This window comes from Mucilaginibacter sp. (assembly GCF_965225845.1).
In the GTDB taxonomy this organism is placed as follows: Bacteria; Bacteroidota; Bacteroidia; order Sphingobacteriales; family Sphingobacteriaceae; genus Mucilaginibacter.
This window is the reverse complement of the sequence record NZ_CBDDBL010000001.1, coordinates 407,318-434,145: the sequence shown is the minus strand read 5'-3', so window position 1 is coordinate 434,145 and position 26,828 is coordinate 407,318. Positions and strand designations below refer to the sequence as shown.

The window sequence follows — 26,828 nt, the reverse complement described above, 5'->3', positions numbered from 1 at the left end:
CATGTTATTTACCAAGCATATTATTTTACCCTCAACCAGCCTCCCCCTAATTTAGGGGGAGGTGTCGATGAAGAAGACAGAGGGAGTAAAAACAGGTGGCAAGTTCGACGCTTTTAAACACGCTTAAATTTAGGGGGAGGCCGGGCAGATGGGGGGTAAACATTTTTTCTTATTTTTGCTACCCTATGAGCGAAGAGAGATCATTAAATTTTTTAGAAGAGATTGTTGAAGAAGATATTGCAGCCGGTAAAAACGGCGGCAGGGTGCTTACCCGTTTCCCGCCGGAGCCTAACGGTTACCTGCATATAGGCCATGCCAAATCCATTTGCTTAAACTTTGGATTGGCAAAAAAGTATAATGGCAAAACCAATCTTCGCTTTGATGATACCAATCCAACCAAAGAGGAAACTGAATACGTAGACAGTATTAAAGCCGATGTAAAATGGCTTGGCTTTGAATGGGCGAAGGAGCTTTACGCTTCAGATTATTTCGATACCATTTACAATTTCGCGGTTACGCTGATAAAAGCAGGCTTGGCTTATGTAGATGACAGCAGCCCCGAAGAGATCGCGTCACAAAAAGGCACACCAACCGAAGCCGGCACACCAAACCAATACCGCAGCCGCAGCATTGAGGAAAATTTGTTTTTGTTTGAGGAAATGAAGGCCGGCAAATACCCGGATGGTGCAAAGGTGCTTCGCGCCAAGATAGACCTGGCTTCGCCCAATATGCATTTGCGCGACCCTTTGATGTACCGCATAAAACACGCGCATCACCACCGTACCGGCGATGCCTGGTGCATTTATCCGATGTATGATTTCGCCCATGGCGAATCGGATGCTATAGAGGAGATCACACATTCCATCTGTACGCTGGAGTTCATCCCGCACAGGCCTTTATATGAGTGGTTTATTGATAAGCTGAATATTTTCCCATCCAAACAATACGAGTTTGCCCGCCTGAACATGACTTACACCGTAATGAGCAAGCGCAAGCTGCTGCAATTGGTAACTGAAGGACATGTTGAAGACTGGGACGATCCGCGCATGCCGACCATCAGCGGTTTGCGCCGACGTGGTTATACCCCGGCATCCATCCGCGAGTTTTGTGAGCGTATTGGTGTGGCTAAGCGCGAGAACATGATAGACGTTAGTTTATTGGAGTTCTGCATTCGCGAGGATTTAAATAAAACCGCCTGGCGCCGTATGGCGGTACTCGACCCAATAAAATTGGTGTTAACCAATTATCCTGATGACCAAATTGAAATTATGCACGGCGAGAATAATCCCGAGGCAGAAGATGGCGACGGCAGCAGGGAATTCCCATTCAGCAAGGAATTGTGGATAGAGCGTGAGGATTTTATGGAAGAGCCGCCTAAAAAGTTCTTCCGCTTAGGTGTTGGGCTAATGGTTCGTTTAAAAAACGCTTACATTGTTAGATGCGAAAGCTTTGTTAAGGATGCCGATGGTAACGTAACCGAAGTGCATTGTGTTTACCTGCCCGAATCAAAATCAGGTGCCGATACCAGCGGTATCAACGTAAAAGGCACCATCCATTGGGTGAGCGTACCGCATGCAAAAACTGCTGAAGTTCGTTTATACGACCGCTTGTTCCAGGTTGAAGACCCATCAAACGAAGATGGCGACTTTAAAGAATACTTGAACCCGAACAGCCTGCAAATTATAAAAACAGCTTACATTGAGCCTGAATTGGCAAAAGCCGAAGTTGGCGTTGGCTATCAGTTTATGCGCAAAGGTTATTTCACTTTAGATAAACATTCCACTGCAGATAAATTGGTATTTAACCGTACGGTTACATTGAAAGACGGCTGGGTTAAGAAATAAGTATACGAGACATTCGTTTTTTAAAAGACTTTAGCCATTCACGGCTAAAGTCTTTTTTGTAATATTGAGCACATTAAGCCTTATGAAAGTCTGCGGATTACTTCAAGCGCCGTTTCCTGTTGGCGGTATTTTACCTTACTGGTTGTAGCATAAGGGAATACCGCAATTATAAGATTGTAAAGAAGTAAATCACTTACAGTACTGACAAACAGTGTCAGTACTTTTCTCAAACAATTTCCCGAAATTTGAAAGTACCGGTAAGGCTCTTGTGAAAGAGCGAAATCCGTTCTTTGAAAATTTTAATTTAATAAATTGGGATTTAAACACATCAAAAAGAAAGCCCCGGGCTTTTGCCCAAAGCTTTTCTATTTTATTTTACTGCAAGTAGGTCTACTTGTTCAATAACAGGAGTTATTGCCAACAATTCCGGAGCCTTAGCCATTAGCGCGGCTGCAATTTGTCCGCCCAAATGGGCTATTCTGCCTTTTTCATTTTCAAATGTGTCGAAGATTCCAAAGGTAGAGGGGCCAATTTGTAAAGCATACCAGCTGATCGTTTGCGTTTCCTGCTGAGCAAGCGGTAATGCGCTTTTGATAAAGTCGGCTACCTCTTGTTCTTTTCCCGGCTTAGCTTCTAAGCGGGCTAATAATGCAAATTTCACCATTTCTGTTTTGATTAACAATCGGGGTTAATGGATTACAGGGAACGCAATCCGCCATCGATCAATAATTCAGCGCCAACCATAAAGGCCGAGTCCTGTGTTGAAAGATATAATGCCGCGGCGGCTATCTCTTCGGATTTGCCTACACGCTTAATTGGTGTAAATGCTGCCATGTTTGCTTTAAAAGCGTCAGCCTCTTCTTTTGTAGAAGTTACTGTAGCAAACACATTGGTATCAACCGGGCCAGGAGTGATCACATTTACACGGATACCACGAGGCAATAATTCTGCTGAGAAACTTCTACCCAGTGAGCGTACCGCTGCCTTTGTTGCCGCATAAGAGGAATGGTTCGGGATGCCCTTTTCATTTACAACAGATGATATTAATACGATAGCCGCGCCATCATTCAAATAAGGCAATGCTTTTTGAACGGTAAAGAAAGTTCCTTTAAAGTTAACATTGCTTTGCTGGTCAAACATTTCCTCAGTAAAATCAGCTAATGGCGCAAGCATGTAAACTGCCGCATTAGCAATAAGCACATCTATACGGCCAAGTTTTTCTTCGACAGTAAAATAAAGGCGGTCAAGGTCAGCAAGGCTGGCTGAATCATTTTGAACGCCGATTGCACCGTTGCCTATTTCAGCTACTGCTTTATCTAAATTTTCTTTGTTACGACCGGTGATAGCAACTTTTGCGCCCTGGGCGGCAAATAATTTAGCGGTTGCTAATCCTATTCCTGAACTGCCGCCGGTAATTACAGCTACTTTGTTTTCTAATTTTAATGACATGATCTTTGCTTGTTTTTGTATAAAATTTACAATACAAAGTTGCCCGTATAGTGGCTATTAAAAGATAAACCAGCTTACAAAATCAGGTGAATGTAGATTAACTTTTCAGGCTTTTACTGCGGATCTTGGAAAGGAATTGCGTGGTCATGCCTAAATAGGACGCCAGCGAATATTGGGGCACACGATAAGCGATACTGGCGTAACGTTCCATAAAACTAAAATAGCGTTGCTCCGCGTTTTGAATTAGATTGGACATTACCCGCCGCTGATGATAAGCGGCAGACCTTTCGGCCATGATCCGGAAAAATGTTTCATAAACATGTGCCGAGGCTTTCAGCTTTTCTTCGCTTTCATGGTCTATCTGCAATACAATACTATCCTCCAACGCAACCACAAACATGGTAGCCGGCTGTTGCAGGATATAGCTGTTATAATCCGAGATCCACCAATCCTCTATGGCAAACTGGATGGTATGTTCAGTGCCATTCTCATCTATCACATAGGAGCGGAAAGCGCCTTTGACAACGTAGGAGCGATATTTAGCAACAGATTCCGGAAGAATGATAATTTGTTTCTTTTTTACCTTTTTCTCCTTGAAATAAGAAAGGAATAGGTCCATTTCCTCATCGGATAACTGCACCTTCTTTAAAATATGCTCCTTTAATGATTCCTTGCTCATCATGTAAATAAAGGGAGAATGATGCAATGTTCAAAGGGATTGAATAAAGATTTACTTTTTGGTGTATTATTTCCTGCACCCCGCGGTGAAACACCCGCTTCAAGCTGAAAGATGATAACTGCTCTTTGAAATTTTAGTTTAATAAGCTATCTTCAATAACCAATAATTACTGCGATGATAAATGACCTATGGATAAACCTGCCGGTAAAGGATCTGAAAAAGTCGATCCCGTTTTTTGAAGCGATCGGTTTTTCATTTACTAAAAACAGCCCGGGCTTTACACTAACATCTGCCCCAATGCAGGTTGGCAGCAAAAAAGTGGTGGTGATGTTGTTTCAGGATAGCCAGTTTGCAAGCTTCACCCAAAACCCAATTTCCAATACCACGCAAGGCACCGAAGTATTATTCTCTTTCCAGGTAGAAACCCGCGAAAAAGTTGACCAGGTTGCCCAAGATGCCGAAGCCGCCGGCGGAATGGTATTTGCCCAACCCGCCGAAAAAGATGGCTGGCTATACGGCTGCGGCTTTACCGACCTGGACGGGCATCGCTGGAATGCCTTGTTTATGGCTATGGGGAGGATGAAATAATATTTACCTACAAAACACATCTGTTATAAGTATGCTATCCGCTGTCCGTAGTTTCCAACTACGGACCACTATGCACCGAGACTGCGTCTCGACTCCATTTATCCCGCCCAACCCTCTCTATCCAAACTCCTGAAATGTATTGCCTCGGCCAAATGCTCCATCTTAATATCCTCACTTCCGGCAAGGTCGGCTATGGTGCGGGAAACTTTCAATATGCGGTCATAAGCCCGGGCAGATAATCCGAGTTTCTCCATTGCTTTCTTTAGCAGGTTTTGCCCGGCTTCGGTTATTTTGCAAATATCGCGCACCATTTGCGGCGACATTTGCGCATTGGCATGCAGATCAGGTTTATCCCCAAAACGTTCTATCTGGATATTCCGCGCCGTGATCACCCGCTCGCGGATAAGCTCACTTTTTTCAGCAAGGCGGTCGCTGGATAGCTCGCTGAAATTGACGGGCGTTACTTCCACATGCAGGTCGATCCTGTCCAGCAGCGGGCCAGAGATCTTACTCATATATTTTTGCACCGCTCCGGGCGGACAAGTACATTCCTTTTCCGGGTGATTATAATAACCGCAGGGGCAGGGGTTCATGCTTGTTACCAGCATAAAACTGCAAGGGTAATCCACGGAAAATTTAGCACGAGAAATATTTACCTTGCGTTCCTCTAAAGGCTGGCGCATTACTTCCAATACGCTGCGCTTAAACTCCGGCAATTCATCCAGGAACAATACGCCATTATGGGCAAGTGAGATTTCGCCCGGCGCGGGATTTGTTCCCCCGCCGACTAAAGCGACGTCCGAAATCGTATGGTGGGGAGATCTGAATGGTCTAACCGTTACCAATGCATCTGCAGCGGAAAGTTTACCTGCTACCGAATGGATCTTGGTCGTTTCTAAAGATTCGTACAAACTTAATGGTGGCAATATAGATGGCAACCTTCGTGCAAGCATCGTTTTACCAGCCCCCGGCGGACCGATCAATATCACGTTATGGCCTCCGGCAGCAGCAATCTCTAAGGCCCGTTTTATATTTTCCTGGCCTTTTACTTCACTAAAATCGCTATCGTAATTGCAAAGGCTGTCGTAAAATTCTTCTCTGGTGTTTACTATTTCGCGCTCCAGTTTGGCATCGCCATTAAAAAAGTCGGCAACCTGCTTTATGGTTTCAACGCCGTATACTTCAATATCATTTACAATGGCCGCTTCGCGGGCATTTTGTTTGGGTAGGATAAACCCTTTGAAACCGTCCTTACGTGCCTGGATCGCGATAGGCAAAGCGCCTTTAATCGGCTGCAGGCTTCCGTCAAGCGAAAGCTCCCCCATGATCAGGTATTTGTCTAACTCTTCTGTTTCTATTTGTCCTGATGCAGCCAGGATAGCGGTGGCGATGGTTAGGTCATAGGAAGAGCCTTCTTTGCGGATATCAGCAGGAGCCATGTTCACCACTACCTGTTGCCGCGGCATTTTATAGCCGGAGCTTTTTAACGCTGATTCTATCCTGAAATAACTTTCTTTAATGGCAGTATCCGCCAGCCCGACTATAAAGAATTTAGTACCGGGCAAAATATTCACCTCAATTGTAATTGTTATGGCCTCGATGCCATAAACCGCGCTCCCAAAAGTTTTAACTAACACGCTGATAAAGTTTATTCAGCGCGTAAGATATTGATTTTATTTTGAGGGATAAAATGAAATACTTTATTGATGCTTATTGTTCATTCACATCAAAGCCCGCCAACAGATCAACATTCGGATCTGCTATAACTGTGGTTGGTTTTGTGTTGGATGGAAAGCTTGCTGTAGCTACTTTCCCTTTAATATCTATCGTGTACAATTTACCATCAATACTCAACTGTATCGGGAACTCAAACAAATTAGTTTGTTTTTGGGTGATGGTAATTTTAACAGCTTTTTTATCAGCATGATAACTCCAAACAATTCCTAATTCCGGATGACCGGCATTATAGATCCATTGGCTAAAGAAAGTATGCAGGTCTTGCCCGCCAATATGTTCCATTACATCCTCTAAATCAGCAGTGTTGGCATTCTTGTTTTTGTACTCAGCATAATATGTGCGTAGGCCTTTCCAAAACACGTTGTCACCAATTTTACGACGAAGCATGTGTAAACTCCAGCTGCCTTTTTCGTAGCTATTAGCATTTAGCAATTGCTCAAAATTGCTTTTTACGGCAGTATCAACAACCGGCGTATAACGGTGCTTTTCGAACTTTATCACTTTATCACGGTCAAACGCTTCGCGTTTTTTTAAGGTATCAATGCCGTATTTGTTTTCCAAATAGCAGTTGGTCATATAAGTTGCAAAGCCTTCGCTCAGCCAAAGGTTCTTCCAGCTTTTCTCTGTTACAGCATCGCCAAACCATTGGTGGCCTATCTCGTGAGCCTGTAATTCCTCATCAGCCCTGCCCGCATCAGGCGAGTTCTCATAATAAAAAATAGCGCTGGCGTTTTCCATACCACCGTATATGGTTTTGGATTGTACATTGGCTAATTTCTCGTAATCATATAAGCCTAATTTAGCATCGTAGAATTTTAGGATGTCCGGCGCGTAAGCATAATTCTTAAAGCCATTGACTTTATCTTCCGGAAAAACATAAGTATAAACCGGTACGCCATTTACAATTCCTGATTGCTGGATGGCAAATTCTGCAACGCCAATTACCATTAACTTTGGCGCTAATGGTTCGCTCTCTTTCCAGTGCGTAAGTTTTAAATGATTGGATAATTGCTTTTCCTCGATCTTCAATCCGTTTGATACCACCTGATAATGATCAGGCGCGGTAACTATAAAATCAAGGGTTGCCTTATCGCTTGGGTAGTCGGCACAAGGCAGCCAGTTATGCGCCCGGTTTGGCCAGTTATCCCCAAAAAATGTACGGTGCCCGTGCTTATTTACCGAGATGATCAATCCATCGGCAGGTATCCCTGAATAATTAATGGTGTATGTATGTTCTGTGTTTTTTCTTGCAGGCGATAGGATGTGCACCATATCGCTATCCTGTACAAATTTTAGCGCCTTACTATCTTCGCTAACAGATGAAACCAGCATACCTTTTCCGGTAGCCTTCTTTTTAACCAGATTCAGCTCCGGCTCATTAACATTGCCGGTAAATTTTATGGTAACCTCTGCTTTGCCTTTTATATTATCGTTTTCATCATTAAGCGCTATATTAAATTTATAGTGCTGCACATCCTGGTTTGGAAATGTCACCTGCGCTTTTACTGACGATGCAGAAAATAGAAATAATATCGATCCGAAATATACAAGGCTTTTTTGCATTACTTACATTTTAGGCATACGGCGCATCATGCTGGCCATTGCTGCCGGGTTGCTCATTTGTTTCATCACCTTACGCATATCGTCAAACTGTTTTATTAAACGGTTTACCTCAGTCAGGTTGGTGCCCGATCCTTTGGCAATGCGGTTACGCCTGCTTTGGTTAATGGTATCCGGGTTCGCTTTTTCGTACGGCGTCATGGATTGGATGATGGCTTCTATTCCTTTAAAGGCATTGTCATCAACTTCCACATCTTTCATCATTTTGCCAACACCCGGTATCATGCCCATCAGGTCCTTCATGTTACCCATTTTTTTGATCTGCTGGATCTGGCTATAAAAGTCGTTAAAATCGAATTTATTCTTGCGGATCTTCTTCTGCAGTTCGGCAGCTTCCTTCTCGTCAAACTGCTGTTGCGCGCGTTCAACCAGGGAAACCACGTCACCCATGCCCAGGATCCTTGATGCCATACGATCCGGGTGGAAAACGTCAAGCGCTTCCATCTTCTCGCCGGTACCAATAAATTTGATAGGCTTGTTAACCACCGATTTAATCGATAGCGCAGCACCACCTCGGGTATCACCATCCAACTTGGTTAACACAACACCTGTAAAGTCCAAACGGTCGTTGAATACTTTCGCTGTGTTCACGGCATCTTGCCCGGTCATAGCATCCACTACAAACAGTATCTCGTGTGGCTTAACCGCGTCCTTTACCTGCTCAATTTCCACCATCATGGCTTCATCGATGGATAAACGGCCGGCGGTATCAATGATCACGACATTATGCCCGTTTTGTTTTGCCAACGCGATACCTTCTTTTGCTATCGCGATAGGATCTTTCGATTCACGGTTCGAATAAACCGGAACACCGATCTGCAGACCTAAAACCTCCAACTGGTCTATCGCCGCGGGGCGGTAAATATCATCGGCCACCAATAATGGCTTTTTATTTTTTTGTATTTTTAGATAATTGGCCAGTTTACCGGTAAACGTGGTTTTACCCGCACCATTCAAGCCCGCAATCAAAATAATAGTTAGCGATCCTGAAAACTCCAGTTCAGCAGTACTGCCACCCATTAAGGCTGCCAGCTCATCATTCATGATCTTAGTAAGCAACTGGCCCGGCGATACAGCGGTTAATACGTTTTCGCCTAAGGCTTTTTGCCTCACATCATCTGTAAATGCTTTGGCAGTTTTATAGTTAACGTCGGCATCCAGAAGGGCTTTGCGTATTTCCTTCATGGTTTCAGCCACGTTTATTTCAGTAATTGTACCCTGTCCTTTCAGGACTTTAAACGCCCTGTCGAGTTTATCCGATAAATTTTCAAACATTATTATTCAGCTCTTTAATCGTTTTCAAGAATGCAAAGTTAAGATTTTAAACCAATCGGCTTAAATGCATTTGATCATGGAAATTTATAAATAGCGCCCAAACCTAAACCTTCGGTAGCCTGTGCTTGCGGAGCGGTATTTTTATCATAAAGGAAGCTACCGTTTAAGGTAACAGCTATTATTCTGTTTACTTTGGCAACCAGTGTTGCATCAATACGATGACTAATATAAGCCAGCGATTGAGTATAGGGTATAAACAAGGCATAACGTGCTGTTATGTGCAAGTTCGGCATCAGGTCTTTATCAACAGTAGCAACGCCCTGGAACGCGATCTGGTTAAATATTGTATGATCAATTGTTACACCATAGTTATCCGTTTGGTTTTTATAAATGGTGGTATCTAATACAAATGTTTGCCTGGCGGTTGCCGCACCTAATCGCAGGTCGAACCATTTGTTAGGTTTATATTCCACACCGGCAGATTCTGTTAAATAACCCGGCGACATGAATTTTGATATCAACAATGGGGGCAATGGATCCTGGTAGGTGTAGCCATTGTCAAACTGCGACTCAAAAGTTAATGAGCCGAAAAACAGCCAATGCTTTGATAATTGGGTCGCTAATTTATTATCGTAAAAAATTCGGTCGTTTGTTTTTCTGAAGCCTTCGCCTTTAACTTTAGATGTACCATAGATTAAATTCACCTCTGTAGTGTAATCCAGTGGCGATTTATTGTATTCTGCTCTAAAATCAAAATTGGTATTTAGCGCTACGTTACTGGTACCGCCACCCGTCCAGTTATCAGTAAATGCAGCCTGGTTAAAATTGATATTGAACAATACGTTTTTGTGCCAGTAGCTAAATTTATAATCGGGCAAAGTAACCGGAATACTTACAGGATTAACCTGGATTGGCCTAACACGAACGGGCAACGCATTTTTTCCGGGCTCAATACGATATTTATTTAACAGGGTGGTATCAACTTTTACGCTGTCTCTTTTTACGCTGTCTGCTTTTTGCGCCGAAGCAGCCAATGCTGAAAAGGCAATTATTGAAAATATGAAGACTGAAGCCTTTTTTATAAACATCCTGATGCAAAGAAAAGCTAAAATCTTCTTTTTCAATAAAAAAACATAAAATTAATCCCTGCTTAATTTATTTATTGGCTGGGGGGCCTGCGGGTGTTACTAACGGTGGCAATGTATAGGCTGTTTTGGGCCTGCGCAAATAGCGGCGATAGTTTGCTTTTATCGATGCTACAAAATCATATTCGCTGCTGGCAATTACAAAGTAATAACCCGGGCGATAACGGCGCATAAACTCCGTTAATTGCGGATCATTTAACCCGGTTATGCGCGTAACCAGTGCCCGGTTAAATCTATAGTCAATAACATTTTGATAATAATCATTTTGTATGGTTTGGCGTAGCTTTTCCGCATTCCGGCCTTCGCGGCTAAACATGTTATACAACGCATCTATACTGATACCCGCACCTTCGCCCGGCGAAACTGACAAGAGATCTTTATCTCCAAGCAAGCCATAAATCTTTGTATAATCGCGTTTGGTCGCCGCTAATCTTTGCTCGGGGGTAATTGGCCCGGCCTGCACATTTACCTGCTGCAATTGAATTGCGCTCCGGTTTAAATATACCGCAAGCGAACTATAATCTTTTACCTTTACCGTATCTGCAAAATAGTTTTGCTTAGTAAATATCAGCACATCGCCAATACGGGCATCAATATGGTATTCAGCCTGTAGGTTGTTATAGCCAGACTTACCTGTGCTTGTATTCAATACATTTACTTCTGCTATCCTTGCGCCTGTTCCTTTGTCAAACACAATACCGTCAATCGTTTTTTCCTGAGAAAAAGTATTTGTACAACATGTTAAGAACAAAATCATTAACCCCAACTTCATAACTGAATCAAAACTACACGCTTGCCGAAGCATTCCCATACTATTTAATACTTATTAACATGCTCATTTTGATATAACTAATTTTTGGCCTATCTTAATATTATTATCAGCCATGCTATTTAAGGTTTTTAATTCATCAATAGTTAAGTCAAAACGTTTTGATATGTTATATAGTGTATCGCCGGTTTGCACGGTATATAATTTACTTGCGGGAGTTGCCTTTACAATTGAATCCTGGTCCGCTTTGCCTATATTTTGATTGATCTGCTTAAATACCCTGTCTTCGCGTTTTATTTTTTGAACCGTGCCTTCAGGACGATCATACTGATCGAGGTTATATTTTTGAATAATACCAATCAATATTTGCGGATATTTCGGATTTGTTGCATAACCGGCAGCTTTTAAACCATAAGCCCAGCCCTCGTAATCGTTTTTATCCAGCTCAAATAAATGCGCGTAATTTTTTCTTTTCAGGAAGTTGGAATGATCCCGAAACGATTCTTCGGGGGTATCATAAACCCTAAAGCAATCGTTTTTATTATCATCATCTTTATAGTAGCTTCTACCTGTCCAGCCGCTGTTACATTTTATGCCGAAGTGATTGTTAGCATTTTTTGCGAGTTCGCTATTCCCGCTTCCGGATTCGTATAAACCCTGTGCCAGGGTAATACTTGCCGGAATGCCGTACAAGTTCATTTCTTGTATGGCGATAGTTTTAAAGCGATCGATGTATTGTAACGATGTGTAAGATTGATAGCTGTTGATAGCATCACGATGTTCTTCCTGGATCTCGCGATTGTTTCGTTCAGCCTGCCTGTCGCTTATCGTGTTAACATTGGGCGTTTCGGTCATCCTGTGTGGCGCACAGGCGCTAAAAGCCAAAAGCGATAAAAATAAAAGTCCTGTTTTGCGCATTATAGCTAAACTTGGTAAAAGAAAAAGTTCAGCCAAAATAATATTAAAAAATTATTATTGCGGTTTGTTTGCTAATTCAGGTTGATCAGCAGGGGTTTCATCAAGTGAATTCAGGTTGTATTTGTTGATGATACCTAAAACCTGAGCCGCCCATTTTTTGCTGCCGGCATACCCGCTGCGTTGAATCCCTTTAGCCCAGCCAATGTAATCGTAGTGGGTAAATTCATCAGTTAAGTGACTGAACTGCCTGCGCTCGGTCATAATCCTGGCAAAATCCTGGAAAGAATCAAATACCGAAGTGTATTGTTTATATGGCGAGCGTACTTTTTTGTTGTGTTTATAATAAACCGCGACACCTCCGCCCTTCATGCCAAACTGATTGTTCAGGTTTTTAGCAATAGCGCTATTTCCGCAAGCGGATTCGTGCATGGCTACGCCTAAAACAATACTCGCAGGCACACCTGTTTCATGCATAATGCGGATTGCATCATCCTTGAATTTTTCGATATATGATTCTGATGTGTTTTTTTGTGCCGACGCGGCTAAGGCTGATATGAGCAGTGATGTAATCAGTAAGATTTTCTTCATAATTTATTTTTTTCTGATAACCAGTATCCCGTCTCGTACAGGCAGAATTAGCTTCTCCACCCTGCTGTCTACGGAAATCCGATCATTTAGTTCGCGAAAACTTTTTGTATCGGCATCATTTTCAGGGCCGTATACTTTCCCTTTCCACAAAACATTGTCAATTATTATTAATCCTCCGGATCTGACTTTGTCAAATATTAACTCAAAGTAAGCAAAATTATTTTTTTTATCAGCATCAATAAATACTAAATCAAAAATTTCTTCCGCTAAATCGTTTAAAACCAGCGCCGCCTGCCCAAAATGCAGGCGTATTTTATTTTCAACATTTGTTAATTTAAAATGTGAATTAAGCATTTCCTCCAGCTCCCGGTTAACCTCAATGGTATGGATAAGGCCGTCTTCGGTTAAGCCTTCGGCAAGGCAAAAGGTTGCATAGCCGGTAAAGGTTCCTATCTCTAAAATGCGTCTTGGCTGGATCATTTTGCTCATCATGCTTAGCAAGCGGCCCTGGTAATGGCCCGAAAGCATGTTAGCTTTTAGTACCTTGAGGTGTGTATCCCGGTTTATTTTTCGCAGGTGCCCCGGCTCCGGATCGCAATGATCTTCAAGGTATGTTTGAAGTTTTGGATCTAAAATCTCCATGGGGCAAAGATAAACATTTTGCCTGAAACGATATTGTCAGAACCCGGTCCGTGGGATTTACCTGATTTTCACGATGTACAGATAAAACAAAGCGACTAAATATCCTGCGAATCTCAAAAATCAAATAAAACCGGGTTCAGACAATCAGCGGTTTAATATGGGATCTTTGCAAACTCAACATGGTGCTTTACACAGGTTTCATCATCCACATATTTTAATGATGCGAATATCAGGCGGTTCTTGCCTTTATAATCGGGTAGGTTTTTGATGAGATTAAGGGTTAGCGCATTATTTTTCAGCCAATCCTGGCTGGGTTTATAAAAAAGGTAAAGCTCGTGTTTATCATCTTCGCCAATATAGCCGGTTTGGGTATCAATAGCATGCTCATCAAACTTCTTCCCGGTTGTCGTCTTCACCAAATATTTAGCAAAATCTATATATGATGGCAAATTGTTTCCGTGAAATACGCGCGCTGATTTTCCGGTCTCTCCTAATTTTAGATAATCAAGCCCCGGAGGGTCTTCATCAACAGGTTCATTTGACTTTTTTCTGACCATTTGCCGGGCCAGGGTTAAAGCCTCTCCGGAAAAGTCATCGTTATCCAGTTCAGCCAGTACCTTTTCGGCTAACCATTGAATTAATAACGGCTTTTCCTCGGTTTTAAAATACGACGCCATTTGTACAATCTGCTCGCGGCGGGCGTTTCGGGTGCTATGTTCAATTTTACTAAGGATGGCCTGATCGATGTCAAGAAAAGCGGCAACTTTCCGCAAAGGGATTTCCTGCTCTTCGCGCAGGGATTTGATCATTTGTCCAAACGTTTTCATGCTACCAATTTAGCCAAACACTTTGACAAACAACGTCAAGAGTATATTAAGTTTGATAATTAACTATTCTGTAAAAGCATAGCAATAGCCGACATAATTTCATCCGGTTTTTGCGTTCCAATCAAAATCTTTTCTCCGTTTTTCAATTCAATCTCTAAAGCGTCGTCCCCGGATACTGTAAAACAACTTTCATTGTTATTATAGCGCACGCCCCAGCCCCAAAATTCCTTTAGCGCATCATATTTTCTACCTTTTAGCGCTTTAATTTCATTAAGCTTGTATTTATTATCGCCCGTAAATATGCCATAGCTAACATGGATCTCCCCTTCATGAATTACCAATAATAGTTTTAGCCTGCCCGAAAAAATGGAGCCTAAAACCCCAATGGTAAAAAACACAATCAGTAATACGTTTGGTGCAGGATGGCTCCCAACTGGTTTGCCCATTATCACCTGGATAAATAAAATTACGCCGAAAAGCAGGGTAAATATTATGGCAATAATTAAAAGCAACTTAAGTCTTTGTGTTTCTTTAAAAATTATTTTAACCATTGCTTAGGTTTAATATATGTATTAAAATGCGCTTTTTTCCATCCACGATTGCAGCAAAATTACCGCCGAGATCGTATCCACCAATTCTTTATTCTGCCGGCCTTTTTTGTTCATGCCGCTTTGGGCGATGGTAGCCGATGCCATTTTCGAGGTAAAGCGCTCATCCAACATTTCTATTGGTACCTCCGGGAAATTCTTTTTCAATATCGTTACAAAACCCTTTACATGCACGGCAGATTGTGATGGTGTGTTATCCATTTGCTTAGGTTCGCCCACAATAAAACGCTCAACCTGTTCGGTAAGCAAATATTTTTTCAGGTATTCGACTATAAATTGCGGATGGATGGTCTCTAATCCCGTTGCGATGATCTGCATAGGATCAGTAACCGCAATGCCGATACGCTTTGTACCATAATCGAAAGCCATTATTCGCATGGTAGATTTGTGATGTGAGATATGAGATGTGAGATTAGGACTTGCATATTTCAAAGATAAATTAAATCTGTTGAGTTTACCTGCACACGTTTTACCCCGTTTTTTGTTAAAAACCATCATTGTCTCATATCTCATATCTCACATCTCAAATCTATTCCTTATTTTGCACCAATGCAGTTTAAGGAGATTGTAGGCCAGGCCGCTGTAAAGCAACGTTTAATTAATACGGTTAATGAAAACCGGGTTAGTCATGCGCAGTTATTTTTGGGCCCGGAGGGGTCGGGAAGTTTGGCGCTGGCGGTTGCTTATGCACAGTATTTATGTTGCGAGGATAAACAGCCCGACGATTCATGCGGGGTTTGTTCATCATGCCGCAAGTACCAAAAGCTGATGCACCCGGATCTGCATTTTTCATACCCATTCTTTGCGAAGCATAAGGACGATAACGCGTTAACTTTTATCGAGCAATGGCGCGAAGCGTTTACCGCTTACCCATATTTAAATCTGGATATCTGGCGAGATTATTTAGAAGCAGAAAACAAGCAGGCCAATATTAATATTGCCGAATGCCACCAGATCATCAAAAAACTCAGCTTAAAGCCATTCGAATCGGTTTATAAAGTTTTGATTTTATGGTTACCCGAATATCTGGACAAGGAAGGGAATGCTTTGTTAAAGATCATCGAAGAACCTCAACCAAATACGCTTTTCTTATTGGTCGCACAAAACCAGGATCAAATTTTAAACACCATCCTTTCGCGTACGCAACTGGTAAAAATACCGGCTTTAAGCTTTGACGATGTTAAGGAATATTTGATAGCAGAACACCATCAAACAGAAGAAGCCGCTGCACAAATCGCCTATTTAAGTAATGGCAATTTAACAGAAGCGCTGATTATGTTGAAACAGGATACCAAGGGTTATCACAAAATATTTGTTGATTGGTTGCGCTTATGTTACGCCAATAAAGGGCTGGAAGTTTTGCCTTTTGTTGATCAGATAGCCAAGATGGGGCGTGAAAATCAAAAGAATTTTTTACGCTACGGTGTAAGTTTTATACGGGAATGCTGCCTGCTGATGGCCGGTGCCGGCAATTTGGTTCACTTGCCCGCGCAGGAGTTGGATACCGCGCAAAAAATGACTAATGTAATGGATTTAAACCAGGCCCAGGCCATCAGCGCTGAGCTGGAAAAAGCCCATTATCATGTGGAACGAAATGCTAACCCGAAAATTTTATTTTTAGATGTATCTTTACAGATTATAAAGGTGCTAAAGTTTAAAACGATCCGCCAAACGGCGGACACAATATATACCAATTAATATGGGATGTGGAAGTTGCTCAACTGGGGGCGGATGCTCGCCGGCAGGCTGCAAAAGTAATGGCTCATGCCTTACAAATGGCTGCAGTAAATTAGATGTATACGACTGGCTGTCGCACATGGACATGCCGACAAATTATAAACCGTTTCCGGTTATCGAGGTTAAATTCAAAGGTTCACGTAAGGAGTTTTACCTGAACAGCGACAATATTTACCTGGAATCAGGCGAGCTTGTTGTGGTTGAAACTACTACCGGAGGCTATGATGTTGGGCACGTATCCTTAACCGGCGAACTGGTTAGGATGCAGATGACCAAGCGTAGGGTTAAGGAGGCTGATGTTGCTAAAAAGATATACCGCAAAGCTACTGTTGCTGACGTTGAAAAATGGAAGGCGGCAAAAGATATGGAGTGGGAAACCATGCACAAATCGCGTAAACTGGCACTGGAACTTAACCTGAGCATGAAGCTGAGCGATGTGGATTACCAGGGCGATAAAACCAAGGCAACGTTTTATTATACGGCCGAAGGCCGCGTAGATTTTCGCGAACTGATCAAAAAAATGGCGGAACAATTCCGGATCAGGATCGAAATGAGACAAATCGGGATGCGACAGGAGGCAAGCCGTTTAGGCGGTATTGGTTCTTGCGGCCGCGAGCTTTGCTGCTCAACCTGGTTAACTGATTTTAAAACGGTTTCAACGGCTGCTGCACGTTATCAAAATCTTTCGTTAAATACGTTAAAGCTGGCCGGGCAATGCGGCAAATTAAAATGCTGCCTTAACTACGAGTTGGATACTTATATGGATGCGCTTAAGCACATTCCTGATAATGTAAATGTTTTAAAAACTGAAAAAGGCGATGCCCGCCTGCAAAAAACCGACATCTTTAAAAAGATCATGTGGTTTAGCTATCCCCGCGAGGAAAACTGGATCCCTATGCCAATAAGTAAGGTTAAGGAAATTCAGCAGCTTAATAGGGATGGTGTTATCCCTGCAGATCTGGGTGAAAATGTTGAAGTGGAAACTAAACCGGTTAAAATATTGGATTATGAAAACGTTGTGGGCCAGGATAGCTTAACCCGCCTGGATGAACGCCGTAATAATAGCAACAACGCCAAAAAGAAAAATAAGAACAAAAGCCGCAACCCGAACCAAAATCCGCAGCAGCCAAACCAACTACGGCCGGCAAATGTTGCACAAAACAACAGGCCGCCACGCCCTGAAGGTAGCAGGCCCGAGGGTAATCGACCGCCGCAACAGGTCAACCGGCCTATTGATGGTAATCGTGCCGAAGGCGTTCGTCCGGAGGGAAACAAGCCGCCGGGAAACAACCAAAATCGCCGACATAAACATCGCCGGCCAAATCAAAATAATCAAAACCGTCCCGGGGGAAATCCTGGGCCAGCAGCAGAATAATACGTGATGATACGCGCATATAAAATACTTTGCTTTTTACCCCTTGTGCTGATGGCACTGGCTTTTGGTGGATGTTCCGATCCTAACGCGATCATTGATAAAAACACCGGGATAGATAACCATAACTGGTCGTACGTTAACCTGGTTAAATATGACGTGAATATCGATAATGAAAAGATTCCCTATAATCTCTATTTCAACTTACGGGTTACCGGGGATTATAAATATTCCAACATTTTTATCCTGATGCACGAAAATGGACCCGGAGTAAAAAATGACGTTAACCGTTACGAATTTAAACTGGCCAATACCGATGGTGAATGGTTAGGTAAAGGATCGGGTAATTTATATGAGTACCAGATGATGTTCCGCGCAAATTATATGTTCCCGGCAAAAGGGGTTTATCATTTCGCAATTGAGCAAAATATGCGCGATAATCCTTTGCATGAGGTTAGCGATGTGGGGATTAGGGTAGAGAAAGCGGGAACTGAACAATAGCTTTAGCTAAACCTTAAACTATAATTATCCAAATAGGCCTTACCGTGCCTAAATGCTTTTACAATCTTTCTTTTCTTATTGAATTTTATATCTTAGTTTTGCTAATATTTTTTGCAAAATGAGTGTGGTTTTCCTTATCGTTTCCGTTTTTAATTCTTATTGTAGCTGTTTATTTCTTTGTGAAGAAACCTGTAATTACCGATGGTATTTCACCAGAAGAAGTTGCGCGTTTAAAAGCCGAAAGCGATCAGCTTAAAATTGCTGTAGCCCGTGGTGAAGAAAGGGTATCGGGACTAATTGCTGAACGCGATAAGGCAGATAAATTGTTACAGGATGAACGCATACGCTATGACGCTGCGGTAACTATTTTAAACCAGGAGTTAGTGGCTGAGAAAAATCGCATGGCTAAGGCCGAGGAATCATTTAAAGCACAGCGCGACCGGTTAACAGAGCAGGAAAGATCAATACAAGAGATCCAGCAAAAATTTCAGTTAGAATTTCAAAATGTGGCTAATAAATTGCTTGATGAAAAGTCGCAGAAGTTTGTGGAGACCAATCGTGCTAATTTGGATGTGCTGCTCAATCCACTAAAGGAAAACATCAAAGCTTTTGAAGAAAAAGTTGATAAGGTTTATAATATGGAAGCGGCAGAGCGTAATACCTTAAAAGGCGTAATTACGCAGCTGATGGAACTGAACCAATTGATTAGCAATGAAGCACAAAATTTGACCAAAGCATTAAAAGGTGATAATAAGAAACAGGGCAACTGGGGTGAGGTTATTTTAGAACGTGTATTAGAACGTTCAGGCTTGGTACGCGACCAGGAATATCGGATGCAAACCAGTTTTACCGGTGCCGATGGTAATCGTTTACAACCCGATGTTATCATTGACCTACCTGATGAAAAACATTTGATCATCGACTCCAAAGTATCTTTAATAGCCTACGAACGTTTGGTTAATTGCGAAACCGAGGACGAACGCAAGTTATTTTCTAAAGCACATGTAGAATCTATCCGCGGGCATGTGAACGGGTTATCTGCCAAAAATTATCACGACTTGTACCAGATCAATTCTCCTGATTTTGTGCTGTTGTTTATCCCGATTGAATCCTCATTCAGTTTCGCTGTACAAATTGATGCCGAATTATTCAGCGATGCCTGGGATAAACGCGTTGTTATTGTTAGTCCATCAACTTTATTGGCAACGCTGCGCACTATTGCCAGCATCTGGAAACAGGAGCGCCAAAACCGAAACGTATTAGAAATCGCCCGTTTAAGCGGCGCCATGTATGATAAATTTGTGGGTTTTGTTGGCGATATGGAAGGTATAGGTAAAAACATTAAACAAAGCCAGTCGGCTTATGATAATGCCATCAGTAAACTAACCGAAGGCAACGGCAACCTTACCAAAACTGCCGAAAAAATAAAAAGCCTTGGTGCCAAGGCTAATAAACAGATTGATCAGAAATATTTAGGTGAGGAATAGAAAAATAAAACCTTATAGGTTAATGCTATAAGGTTTATTTTTATTAAGCATTTTTATTAAACGCATTCCAACCCTGTGCTTTTAATTCGTGCACTGCACCCGCTTTTGTTATTAAGTTACAGCCTGCGTTAGGCTCTGTTATATAACCAATAATGGTAATATCCATTTTAAACTTAATTTTGTCATAGTCGGCTTGTTTAACGGTAAATAACAGCTCGTAATCCTCGCCGCCACTCAGTGCGCAAACTGTCGGATCCAAATTAAATTCACGCGCGGTTTCAAAAGTCATCGGATCCAGCGGAATTTTTTCCTCATACAAACTACATCCTTTATTACTCTGCTTGCAGATATGCAAAATTTCAGATGCCAAACCATCAGATATATCAATCATCGAAGTTGGTTTAACCTCAATTTCTTTTAAAAGATCAATAATATCTCCACGGGCTTCGGGTTTTAACTGGCGTTCAACTATATAGTCTTTTCCTTCCAAATCCGGTTGGATGTTTGGATTTTCCAGGAATATCTGCTTTTCGCGCTCCAGCAGCTGTAAACCAACGTAAGCGCCGCCCAGATCGCCTGATACGCAAATCAAATCCCCCTCTCCGGCGCCATTACGATATACAATATCTTTTTCATCAGCATAGCCTATAGACGTTATACTTATTACCAAACCTTGTTTTGATGAGGTAGTATCGCCACCAATTATGTCAATCCCATATTTATCGCATGCTAAATAAACACCTTCATATAATTCCTCAATAGCTTCTAACGGAAATTTGCTGGATAAACCTACTGATACAGTAACCTGCGTAGCAGTACCATTCATCGCATAAATATCACTCAGGTTAACCTGTACTGCCTTATATCCTAAATGTTTTAAGGGTGTATAAGCCAAATCAAAATGAATACCTTCCAGTAACATATCTGTTGATATCAAAATTTTTTTACCTTTAGCATCCAATACCGCAGCATCATCACCAACACCTTTAATAGTATTTTCCCGCGTTAGCTTTATATTTTTAGTTAGGTGATCAATTAATCCAAATTCACCCAAATGTTCTATGTTGGTTTTCTCTTTATTATCAAATAATGTCATTGCGCTTTTTTATTATATTACAAAAATACGAAAAAAGCTTAGCTCAAATTATTGCTGAATCGGGCATTAAAGACTGTTTTTTTTATAAAAATTCAGATTAACTTCATAATTATTAATCATTGAATACAATTATTAACATTAGATTAATATATGGTGCCTATACTTGTAAAAAATACACTTTATGAATTTTAAAAAAATACTTATTTATTCCACATTTATTTTAGCCGTGGCAGGCTGTAAAAAAGACAGCGACTTAAACAATAACACGGGCGGATCTACCGGTTCTACTGGTTCTACCGGCAGTACAGGTGTTACTGGCTCTACAGGCACAACTGGTACTACACAATCGGTACCATATACTATAACCGAAAATTTTGAAGAAGCATCAGCATCAACCAAAGCAGCTTATGCTGATGCTAATATAACTTTAGGTACTGGTTCTTGGGATTTTAACGATGCATTGATCGGAAACACAACCTCTGATGCTAAAGACGGAAATTGGGCTGTCAGGTTACGAACCGGTTACATAGCCATGAATTTTGATATTAGCGGATTAACGCAAATAAGCATCAAACATGCCGAATATGGCAAAGATGGAAGCTCTACCTGGCAATTAATGGAATCAACTGATGGAGGTTCAACTTACACCCAAGTTGGCAATAGTATTACCGAAACAAGTACTACTTTAGTAGCCGACTCATTTAAAATTACAGTTACCGGTAAAGTGAGGTTCAAAATTACAAAAGCGGGTACAACCCGTATCGATATTGATGATATCACTTTTAAAGGTACAGGAAGTTCAGGTGTAACCATTGTTGCTCCACCAACAACAGGGCCTGATACTTCGGCATCAACAACAGCTGCTATGCCAAGAGGAGTTACTTTAGGTACTGACGCGCCACCTGAAACCGGTGATAACAGCAACCTTTTATTTGGTAACCCGTCATCGGCAACAACGGCAATAGCAATGGCTGATAATTATCTAATAGACCAGGGATATTATGTAGAATCATACAACAGTACCAAGGGCGAACCAAACTGGGTAAGCTGGCATTTAGATGCATCAAACATAACTCAATCAACCGGCCGTCAAAATGATTTTGCTGCATTTAACGGTTTACCATCTGCATTTTTTGAAGTACAAAGTACTGGTTATAGTGGTTCTGGTTTTGACAGAGGACATAACTGCCCGTCAGGCGACAGAACAAGCTCGACCAATGCAAACGATGCTACTTTCTTAATGACCAATATGATACCTCAGGCGCCTCAAAATAATGAATCAACCTGGGCAAATCTTGAAAATTATTTACGCACACAAGTAACAGCAGGTAACGAAGTTTACATCATTATGGGCAGCTACGGGACCGGCGGAACTGGATCAAACGGTGCCTTAAATTCAGTAGATGCTACACATGTTAACGTACCAAGTAACGTATGGAAAGTTGCTGTAATATTGCCTGTTGGTAATAATGATTTAAGCCGTGTAACAGCGACTACAAGAGTTATAGCTGTTAATACTCCTAATATTAACAGTATTAATTCAGACTGGACACAGTATATAACTACAGTTAGCGCTATTGAAGCAGCATCAAATGTAACTTTATTAACAGCTTTACCTACTAATGTAAGGGCAGCTTTAGAAGCTGAAAAAGATTCAGGTATGTAATTGTTTACTGTCTCAATAAAAAGCCCGCTTAAATTTAAGCGGGCTTTTTATTGAGCGGGACATTTATAAACCAAGTTTAGCTGATATTTCCAGCATTCTTTCTATTGGCTTTACTGCCTTTTCTATGATATCTGTTGGCACCTCAATTTCAGGTGATTCATTCTTTAAACACAGGTATAATTTTTCAAGTGTATTACGCTTCATGTGCGGGCAATCGTTACAAGCACAGTTATTATTTGGCGGCGCAGGGATAAATACCTTATCAGGATTATCCTTTTGCATCTGGTGTAAAATTCCTGCCTCTGTGGCTACTATAAATTCCTTTGCAGGGTTATTCGTCGCATATTTTAAAATTCCTGTGGTTGATCCAATATAATCAGCCATTTGCAAAATAACATCCTCACATTCAGGGTGTGCTAATATTTTAGAATTGGGATAACGCTCTTTTAATTTGGTTATTTTCTCTCTTGAGAATATCTCATGAACCATACAGGCACCATTCCATAAAACCAAATCTCTACCAGTTTTTTTAGCTACATAAGCGCCCAGATTTTTATCAGGCCCAAATATGATCTTTTGATCTGCAGGCAAGCTTTCTACAATGGCTACTGCATTGCTTGATGTACAAACAATATCGCTTAAAGCCTTTAATTCAGCAGTGCAGTTCACATAGGTTATCACCAGGTGGTCAGGGTAATTTTCCTTAAATTTCCTGAACAAATGTGGCGGACAACTATCTGCTAATGAGCATCCTGCCTTTACATCCGGTAAAAGGACCTTTTTGTTTGGGGATAAGATCTTAGCTGTTTCGGCCATGAAGTGTACACCGGCAAATACAATAATGTCGGCACCTGTTTTTGCGGCTTGTTGTGATAAACCGAGGCTATCTCCGATATAATCTGCGATATCCTGAATATCGCCTTCCTGGTAGTAGTGGGCAAGTATGACAGCATTTTTTTCTTTTTTAAGTTTTTCAATTTCATTAAAAAGGTCAAGCGTTGGATCGATGTATTCATCAACAAAACCTTTCAAATTTATTTCCTCTAAGGTATCCATTCCACAAATCAATTAATAATAATTAGTTTATATATATATAAAGAAACAGTTGTTATTAAGGTGTTAGTTATGTTAAGAAATTGCAATACGTTTTGCTGTAAAAGTTGTTTTTAATATTTTATCCACACAGTTTTATAATTTATTATATTGTATAAGCTTGATTTTGAATAGAATGTTAGTTGCAATTTATTTTATCAAAACAGTTTTGTTAATATTTTCTTTTGTAATTAAATGTTAGTTACCGTGTTTAATGATCTTATAATTAGCTTAAAGTTTAATCAAATTTGTCATTAAAACGCCACTTATCAACGTTGTATTTATTTATTAAAAATTTACTTACACAAAATTAACATCTTTAAAGCCTATTACTAACAGAAGCACTAATTTTACACATATTATAGCATAGATATGACCAGAAATGTTGATTTCCTAGTTGTGGGATCAGGTATAGCAGGATTGAGTTTTGCACTAAAGGCAGCAAAGCACGGTAAGGTACTGATAGTTACCAAATCAAACGAAGATGAATCAAATACCAAGTATGCCCAGGGAGGTGTGGCGGTGGTTGTTGATAAAAAAGAGGATTCTTTTGAAAAGCATATAAATGACACTTTAATTTCCGGTGATGGGCTTTGTGATAAAGAAGCTGTGGAAATTGTAATTGAAGAGGGCCCGGAAAGAATTCGTGAAATAATTGACTACGGAACCAACTTTGATAAAACTAATTCCGGTTTTTATGACCTGGCAAAAGAAGGTGGGCATTCTGAATTCAGGGTATTACACTATAAGGATATTACCGGTTTTGAAATTGAAAGGGCACTTTTAGAGCAAATTCACAAAAATCCAAATATTGAAATTCTTACACATTATTTTGCGGTTGATTTAATTACGCAGCATCATTTAGGCAAGTTTGTAAATAAATCAAGTGATGATATTACCTGTTATGGTATTTATGCTTTAGATCACAATACCAATAGTGTTGATAAGATATTGTCTAAAGTAACTGTAATGGCATCAGGTGGTGCTGGACATATTTATTCTATTACTACTAATCCAACTATTGCTACCGGTGATGGTATAGCTATGGTATATCGCGCCAAAGGAAAAGTGAGAAATATGGAATTTATACAATTTCACCCAACTGCTTTATATAATCCGGGCGAATATCCATCATTTTTAATATCCGAGGCAGTTCGCGGTTTTGGTGGAGTTTTAAAGCGTACTAATGGTGAAGAATTTATGCAGGAGTACGATCCGCGAAAATCATTAGCGCCTCGTGATATTGTTGCCCGTGCAATTGATGCTGAGATAAAAAAATCAGGCGAAGACTATGTTTATTTAGATATAAGGCACCGGACTAAGGCTGATATCTTAGCACATTTTCCTAATATATATGCCAAATGTTTGGATATAGGTATAGATATGACCAAGGACATGATCCCGGTGGCACCTGCTTGTCATTATATGTGTGGTGGTATAATGGTTGACCATGTTGGTAAATCATCTATACACCGTTTATATGCCTGTGGTGAGTGTTCATCAACAGGTTTGCATGGTGCAAATCGTTTGGCATCAAATTCATTATTAGAAGCCCTGGTTTTTGCTCACCGTATTTATGAACATGCCATAGGCCAGTTTGAAAATAATGTGATCCCGGAAAATATCCCGGATTGGAACGAGCATGGTGTTCAATCATCTAACGAAGACATATTGGTAACTCACAATGTTCGTGAAATGCAAAAGCTGATGAATGACTATGTGGGAATAGTAAGATCTGATTTCCGACTGGAAAGAGCTATGCGGAGGCTAGGTTTGTTATATGAGGAAACAGAATCTTTCTATAAAAAAACAAAACTATCGGTAAAACTTTGCGAGTTGCGTAATTTGATCCAGGTGTCGTTTATTGTGGTAAAATCAGCTATGATGCGTAAAGAGAGCAGGGGTTTACATTATACTACTGATTACCCTGTACATGCTGAGGTAATTGAGGATACGGTATTTTAAAATTAATGAATAAAAGAGCTATTTATATTAACGTTACCCTGTTTATTATCTCTATTATATTATTGGGATTAATGATCTATTGGCAAATAACAGGCGGTTTTTTAATGGCGAGTGAAACTTTGGCAATCTCTTTACTTTCATTAAGTTTTATCTTTAAAAAATATAATTTGATAATTGGCCAATGGATATCTTTTGTATTATTAGTTATTCTATTAGTAGTGATTATTAATTTTTCCTATACCGTTCAGAATGGAGATACAACAACAACTTATCATACCATTAAATTTACTTCACCAAGTATTAATCTTATAGTGTTTTTGGTACTACTGGCGTTTGCTATAGTGAATTGGAGAATATTCGGATGGCTATTTTATGGCTCAAAAGAGGAAAAACAAGAGTTTTTCAATAAAAAAGTTTCTTTTTACTATCATAAATTTAAAGACGAACCACAGACTGAATTAGAAAATATATTTTTATTGTACAAGGAATATCCTAAAGAAGCCCAGGTTGCACTCACAAAAATTAAGAAGAACGCGGATAAAATTTATAAGAGCGGAAAACGAGGTTCGAACTCGCGACCTTCAGTTTGGGAAACTGATGCTCTACCAGCTGAGCTATTTCCGCTTGTTGCATCAAACATATAATTTTTAATATAACAATACAATTAATCATTCCATCAAAATTCACTCATTCAGTAAATAATAAAAAAATGCCACTCATTTTACCAGTTAAAGATAAAAATCCCGAATGGGGTTCCGACTGTTTCATCGCTGAAAACGCTACCATAGTAGGTGATGTAGCAATGGGTGATAATTGCTCTGTATGGTTTAACGCGGTAATACGTGGCGATGTTAATTTTATTAAGATAGGGAACAATACCAATATACAAGATGGTGCGGTAATACACTGTACTTATTTACATGCGGGCACTACCATTGGTAATAATGTGTCGATAGGTCATAATGCCCTGGTACACGGCTGTATACTGCATGATAATGTATTGGTAGGCATGGGCGCCATAGTAATGGATCATACAGTTGTGGAGCCATTTGTTATAATTTCAGCAGGTGCAATTGTACTTGAAAGAACAAGATGCGAATCAGGTTTCTTATACGCAGGTATCCCCGCAAAAAAAATTAAACCGATTACTGATGAGCAGCGCGAAATGTTAAAGCGCTTACCTGATAATTATATCATGTATTCAAGCTGGTTTAAATAATAGC

General features: G+C 40.7%; 25 protein-coding genes and 1 tRNA gene. 9 read left to right on the top strand and 17 right to left on the bottom strand.

Annotated features, from left to right (window positions below):
* The first annotated feature begins 185 nt into the window (after positions 1-185).
* Positions 186-1,844, top strand: coding sequence for a glutamine--tRNA ligase/YqeY domain fusion protein (locus tag ACYZ0U_RS02015; RefSeq protein WP_461449277.1), 1,659 nt, complete (start codon positions 186-188; stop codon positions 1,842-1,844).
* Between the two features lie 370 nt (positions 1,845-2,214).
* Here the strand turns inward: ACYZ0U_RS02015 and ACYZ0U_RS02010 are convergent, their stop codons facing one another.
* The 3 genes from ACYZ0U_RS02010 to ACYZ0U_RS02000 all read right to left on the bottom strand — a co-directional run bounded on the left by ACYZ0U_RS02010 (position 2,215) and on the right by ACYZ0U_RS02000 (position 3,975).
* Entirely contained in the window at positions 2,215-2,508 is a 294-nt protein-coding gene (locus tag ACYZ0U_RS02010; RefSeq protein ID WP_461449275.1) for a putative quinol monooxygenase, read from the bottom strand.
* A 32-nt stretch (positions 2,509-2,540) separates the two neighbouring features.
* A complete protein-coding gene (locus ACYZ0U_RS02005) occupies positions 2,541-3,293 on the bottom strand; it encodes an SDR family oxidoreductase (protein ID WP_461449273.1) in 753 nt (250 codons plus the stop codon).
* Positions 3,294-3,390: 97 nt separating this feature from the next.
* Positions 3,391-3,975: a Crp/Fnr family transcriptional regulator gene (locus tag ACYZ0U_RS02000; protein ID WP_461449271.1), complete on the bottom strand. Its 585-nt coding sequence runs from the start codon at positions 3,973-3,975 to the stop codon at positions 3,391-3,393.
* Between the two features lie 171 nt (positions 3,976-4,146).
* Between ACYZ0U_RS02000 and ACYZ0U_RS01995 the strand changes: the two genes are divergently transcribed.
* Complete coding sequence (locus ACYZ0U_RS01995) at positions 4,147-4,560, top strand: VOC family protein (protein ID WP_461449269.1); 414 nt, start codon at positions 4,147-4,149, stop codon at positions 4,558-4,560.
* Positions 4,561-4,658: 98 nt separating this feature from the next.
* Here the strand turns inward: ACYZ0U_RS01995 and ACYZ0U_RS01990 are convergent, their stop codons facing one another.
* The 11 genes from ACYZ0U_RS01990 to ruvX all read right to left on the bottom strand — a co-directional run bounded on the left by ACYZ0U_RS01990 (position 4,659) and on the right by ruvX (position 15,067).
* On the bottom strand, positions 4,659-6,197 hold the full coding sequence (locus tag ACYZ0U_RS01990) for a YifB family Mg chelatase-like AAA ATPase (RefSeq protein WP_461449267.1): 1,539 nt from the start codon (positions 6,195-6,197) through the stop codon (positions 4,659-4,661).
* A gap of 73 nt (positions 6,198-6,270) precedes the next feature.
* Positions 6,271-7,860: a M1 family metallopeptidase gene (locus ACYZ0U_RS01985; protein ID WP_461449264.1), complete on the bottom strand. Its 1,590-nt coding sequence runs from the start codon at positions 7,858-7,860 to the stop codon at positions 6,271-6,273.
* 3 nt (positions 7,861-7,863) lie between these two features.
* A complete protein-coding gene (ffh, locus tag ACYZ0U_RS01980) occupies positions 7,864-9,192 on the bottom strand; it encodes a signal recognition particle protein (protein ID WP_461449263.1) in 1,329 nt (442 codons plus the stop codon).
* 74 nt (positions 9,193-9,266) lie between these two features.
* Positions 9,267-10,316: a DUF3078 domain-containing protein gene (locus ACYZ0U_RS01975; RefSeq protein ID WP_461449262.1), complete on the bottom strand. Its 1,050-nt coding sequence runs from the start codon at positions 10,314-10,316 to the stop codon at positions 9,267-9,269.
* Between the two features lie 31 nt (positions 10,317-10,347).
* Positions 10,348-11,031 carry a hypothetical protein gene (locus tag ACYZ0U_RS01970; RefSeq protein ID WP_461449260.1) on the bottom strand — a complete coding sequence of 228 codons (684 nt, stop codon included), beginning with the start codon at positions 11,029-11,031 and terminating at the stop codon, positions 10,348-10,350.
* Positions 11,032-11,172: 141 nt separating this feature from the next.
* Positions 11,173-12,060 carry a glucosaminidase domain-containing protein gene (locus ACYZ0U_RS01965; protein ID WP_461449258.1) on the bottom strand — a complete coding sequence of 296 codons (888 nt, stop codon included), beginning with the start codon at positions 12,058-12,060 and terminating at the stop codon, positions 11,173-11,175.
* An 18-nt stretch (positions 12,061-12,078) separates the two neighbouring features.
* Positions 12,079-12,612 carry a glucosaminidase domain-containing protein gene (locus tag ACYZ0U_RS01960; RefSeq protein WP_461449256.1) on the bottom strand — a complete coding sequence of 178 codons (534 nt, stop codon included), beginning with the start codon at positions 12,610-12,612 and terminating at the stop codon, positions 12,079-12,081.
* A 3-nt stretch (positions 12,613-12,615) separates the two neighbouring features.
* Positions 12,616-13,254 (bottom strand): O-methyltransferase, encoded by a 639-nt coding sequence (locus ACYZ0U_RS01955; RefSeq protein ID WP_461449254.1) that lies wholly within the window; start codon positions 13,252-13,254, stop codon positions 12,616-12,618.
* A gap of 152 nt (positions 13,255-13,406) precedes the next feature.
* Positions 13,407-14,081, bottom strand: coding sequence for a helix-turn-helix domain-containing protein (locus ACYZ0U_RS01950; protein ID WP_461449252.1), 675 nt, complete (start codon positions 14,079-14,081; stop codon positions 13,407-13,409).
* A 59-nt stretch (positions 14,082-14,140) separates the two neighbouring features.
* Positions 14,141-14,632 carry a hypothetical protein gene (locus tag ACYZ0U_RS01945; protein ID WP_461449250.1) on the bottom strand — a complete coding sequence of 164 codons (492 nt, stop codon included), beginning with the start codon at positions 14,630-14,632 and terminating at the stop codon, positions 14,141-14,143.
* A gap of 21 nt (positions 14,633-14,653) precedes the next feature.
* Positions 14,654-15,067, bottom strand: coding sequence for a Holliday junction resolvase RuvX (gene ruvX, locus ACYZ0U_RS01940; protein ID WP_461449248.1), 414 nt, complete (start codon positions 15,065-15,067; stop codon positions 14,654-14,656).
* A 171-nt stretch (positions 15,068-15,238) separates the two neighbouring features.
* Here ruvX and ACYZ0U_RS01935 point away from each other — a divergent pair, with 171 nt between their 5' ends.
* The 4 genes from ACYZ0U_RS01935 to ACYZ0U_RS01920 all read left to right on the top strand — a co-directional run bounded on the left by ACYZ0U_RS01935 (position 15,239) and on the right by ACYZ0U_RS01920 (position 19,786).
* Entirely contained in the window at positions 15,239-16,387 is a 1,149-nt protein-coding gene (locus ACYZ0U_RS01935) for a DNA polymerase III subunit (protein WP_461449246.1), read from the top strand.
* Position 16,388: 1 nt separating this feature from the next.
* A complete protein-coding gene (gene ricT, locus ACYZ0U_RS01930) occupies positions 16,389-17,801 on the top strand; it encodes a regulatory iron-sulfur-containing complex subunit RicT (RefSeq protein WP_461449244.1) in 1,413 nt (470 codons plus the stop codon).
* A gap of 6 nt (positions 17,802-17,807) precedes the next feature.
* A complete protein-coding gene (locus tag ACYZ0U_RS01925; protein WP_461449994.1) occupies positions 17,808-18,299 on the top strand; it encodes a gliding motility lipoprotein GldH in 492 nt (163 codons plus the stop codon).
* A gap of 179 nt (positions 18,300-18,478) precedes the next feature.
* Positions 18,479-19,786: a DNA recombination protein RmuC gene (locus ACYZ0U_RS01920; RefSeq protein ID WP_461449242.1), complete on the top strand. Its 1,308-nt coding sequence runs from the start codon at positions 18,479-18,481 to the stop codon at positions 19,784-19,786.
* Between the two features lie 43 nt (positions 19,787-19,829).
* Here ACYZ0U_RS01920 and thiL read toward each other — a convergent pair whose 3' ends face one another.
* The gene (thiL, locus tag ACYZ0U_RS01915) at positions 19,830-20,882 is read right to left on the bottom strand and encodes a thiamine-phosphate kinase (RefSeq protein ID WP_461449240.1); all 1,053 of its coding nucleotides are present in this window, start codon (positions 20,880-20,882) and stop codon (positions 19,830-19,832) included.
* A 181-nt stretch (positions 20,883-21,063) separates the two neighbouring features.
* On the opposite strand from thiL, the gene ACYZ0U_RS01910 reads away from it, so the two are divergent.
* Positions 21,064-22,548, top strand: a complete 1,485-nt coding sequence (locus ACYZ0U_RS01910; RefSeq protein ID WP_461449238.1) for a DNA/RNA non-specific endonuclease — start codon at positions 21,064-21,066, stop codon at positions 22,546-22,548.
* 63 nt (positions 22,549-22,611) lie between these two features.
* Here ACYZ0U_RS01910 and nadA read toward each other — a convergent pair whose 3' ends face one another.
* Complete coding sequence (nadA, locus tag ACYZ0U_RS01905; protein ID WP_461449236.1) at positions 22,612-23,604, bottom strand: quinolinate synthase NadA; 993 nt, start codon at positions 23,602-23,604, stop codon at positions 22,612-22,614.
* Between the two features lie 408 nt (positions 23,605-24,012).
* On the opposite strand from nadA, the gene nadB reads away from it, so the two are divergent.
* A complete protein-coding gene (nadB, locus tag ACYZ0U_RS01900; RefSeq protein ID WP_461449234.1) occupies positions 24,013-25,605 on the top strand; it encodes an L-aspartate oxidase in 1,593 nt (530 codons plus the stop codon).
* 551 nt (positions 25,606-26,156) lie between these two features.
* Here the strand turns inward: nadB and ACYZ0U_RS01895 are convergent.
* Positions 26,157-26,229 (bottom strand) — tRNA-Gly (locus tag ACYZ0U_RS01895).
* 85 nt (positions 26,230-26,314) lie between these two features.
* On the opposite strand from ACYZ0U_RS01895, the gene ACYZ0U_RS01890 reads away from it, so the two are divergent.
* Complete coding sequence (locus ACYZ0U_RS01890; RefSeq protein ID WP_461449232.1) at positions 26,315-26,824, top strand: gamma carbonic anhydrase family protein; 510 nt, start codon at positions 26,315-26,317, stop codon at positions 26,822-26,824.
* Positions 26,825-26,828: the final 4 nt, after the last annotated feature.

Coding starts and splice junctions, on each gene's coding strand:
- ACYZ0U_RS02000 (WP_461449271.1), bottom strand. CDS start 3,975: ATGATGAGCAAGGAATCATTAAAGGAGCATATTTTAAAGAAGGTGCAG.
- ACYZ0U_RS01960 (WP_461449256.1), bottom strand. CDS start 12,612: ATGAAGAAAATCTTACTGATTACATCACTGCTCATATCAGCCTTAGCC.
- ACYZ0U_RS01995 (WP_461449269.1), top strand. CDS start 4,147: ATGATAAATGACCTATGGATAAACCTGCCGGTAAAGGATCTGAAAAAG.
- ACYZ0U_RS02010 (WP_461449275.1), bottom strand. CDS start 2,508: ATGGTGAAATTTGCATTATTAGCCCGCTTAGAAGCTAAGCCGGGAAAA.
- ACYZ0U_RS01955 (WP_461449254.1), bottom strand. CDS start 13,254: ATGGAGATTTTAGATCCAAAACTTCAAACATACCTTGAAGATCATTGC.
- thiL (WP_461449240.1), bottom strand. CDS start 20,882: ATGACATTATTTGATAATAAAGAGAAAACCAACATAGAACATTTGGGT.
- ACYZ0U_RS01925 (WP_461449994.1), top strand. CDS start 17,808: ATGATACGCGCATATAAAATACTTTGCTTTTTACCCCTTGTGCTGATG.
- ACYZ0U_RS01910 (WP_461449238.1), top strand. CDS start 21,064: ATGAATTTTAAAAAAATACTTATTTATTCCACATTTATTTTAGCCGTG.
- ACYZ0U_RS02005 (WP_461449273.1), bottom strand. CDS start 3,293: ATGTCATTAAAATTAGAAAACAAAGTAGCTGTAATTACCGGCGGCAGT.
- ACYZ0U_RS01935 (WP_461449246.1), top strand. CDS start 15,239: ATGCAGTTTAAGGAGATTGTAGGCCAGGCCGCTGTAAAGCAACGTTTA.
- nadA (WP_461449236.1), bottom strand. CDS start 23,604: ATGGATACCTTAGAGGAAATAAATTTGAAAGGTTTTGTTGATGAATAC.
- ricT (WP_461449244.1), top strand. CDS start 16,389: ATGGGATGTGGAAGTTGCTCAACTGGGGGCGGATGCTCGCCGGCAGGC.
- ACYZ0U_RS02015 (WP_461449277.1), top strand. CDS start 186: ATGAGCGAAGAGAGATCATTAAATTTTTTAGAAGAGATTGTTGAAGAA.
- ACYZ0U_RS01890 (WP_461449232.1), top strand. CDS start 26,315: ATGCCACTCATTTTACCAGTTAAAGATAAAAATCCCGAATGGGGTTCC.
- ruvX (WP_461449248.1), bottom strand. CDS start 15,067: ATGCGAATAATGGCTTTCGATTATGGTACAAAGCGTATCGGCATTGCG.
- ACYZ0U_RS01985 (WP_461449264.1), bottom strand. CDS start 7,860: ATGCAAAAAAGCCTTGTATATTTCGGATCGATATTATTTCTATTTTCT.
- ACYZ0U_RS01950 (WP_461449252.1), bottom strand. CDS start 14,081: ATGAAAACGTTTGGACAAATGATCAAATCCCTGCGCGAAGAGCAGGAA.
- nadB (WP_461449234.1), top strand. CDS start 24,013: ATGACCAGAAATGTTGATTTCCTAGTTGTGGGATCAGGTATAGCAGGA.
- ACYZ0U_RS01945 (WP_461449250.1), bottom strand. CDS start 14,632: ATGGTTAAAATAATTTTTAAAGAAACACAAAGACTTAAGTTGCTTTTA.
- ffh (WP_461449263.1), bottom strand. CDS start 9,192: ATGTTTGAAAATTTATCGGATAAACTCGACAGGGCGTTTAAAGTCCTG.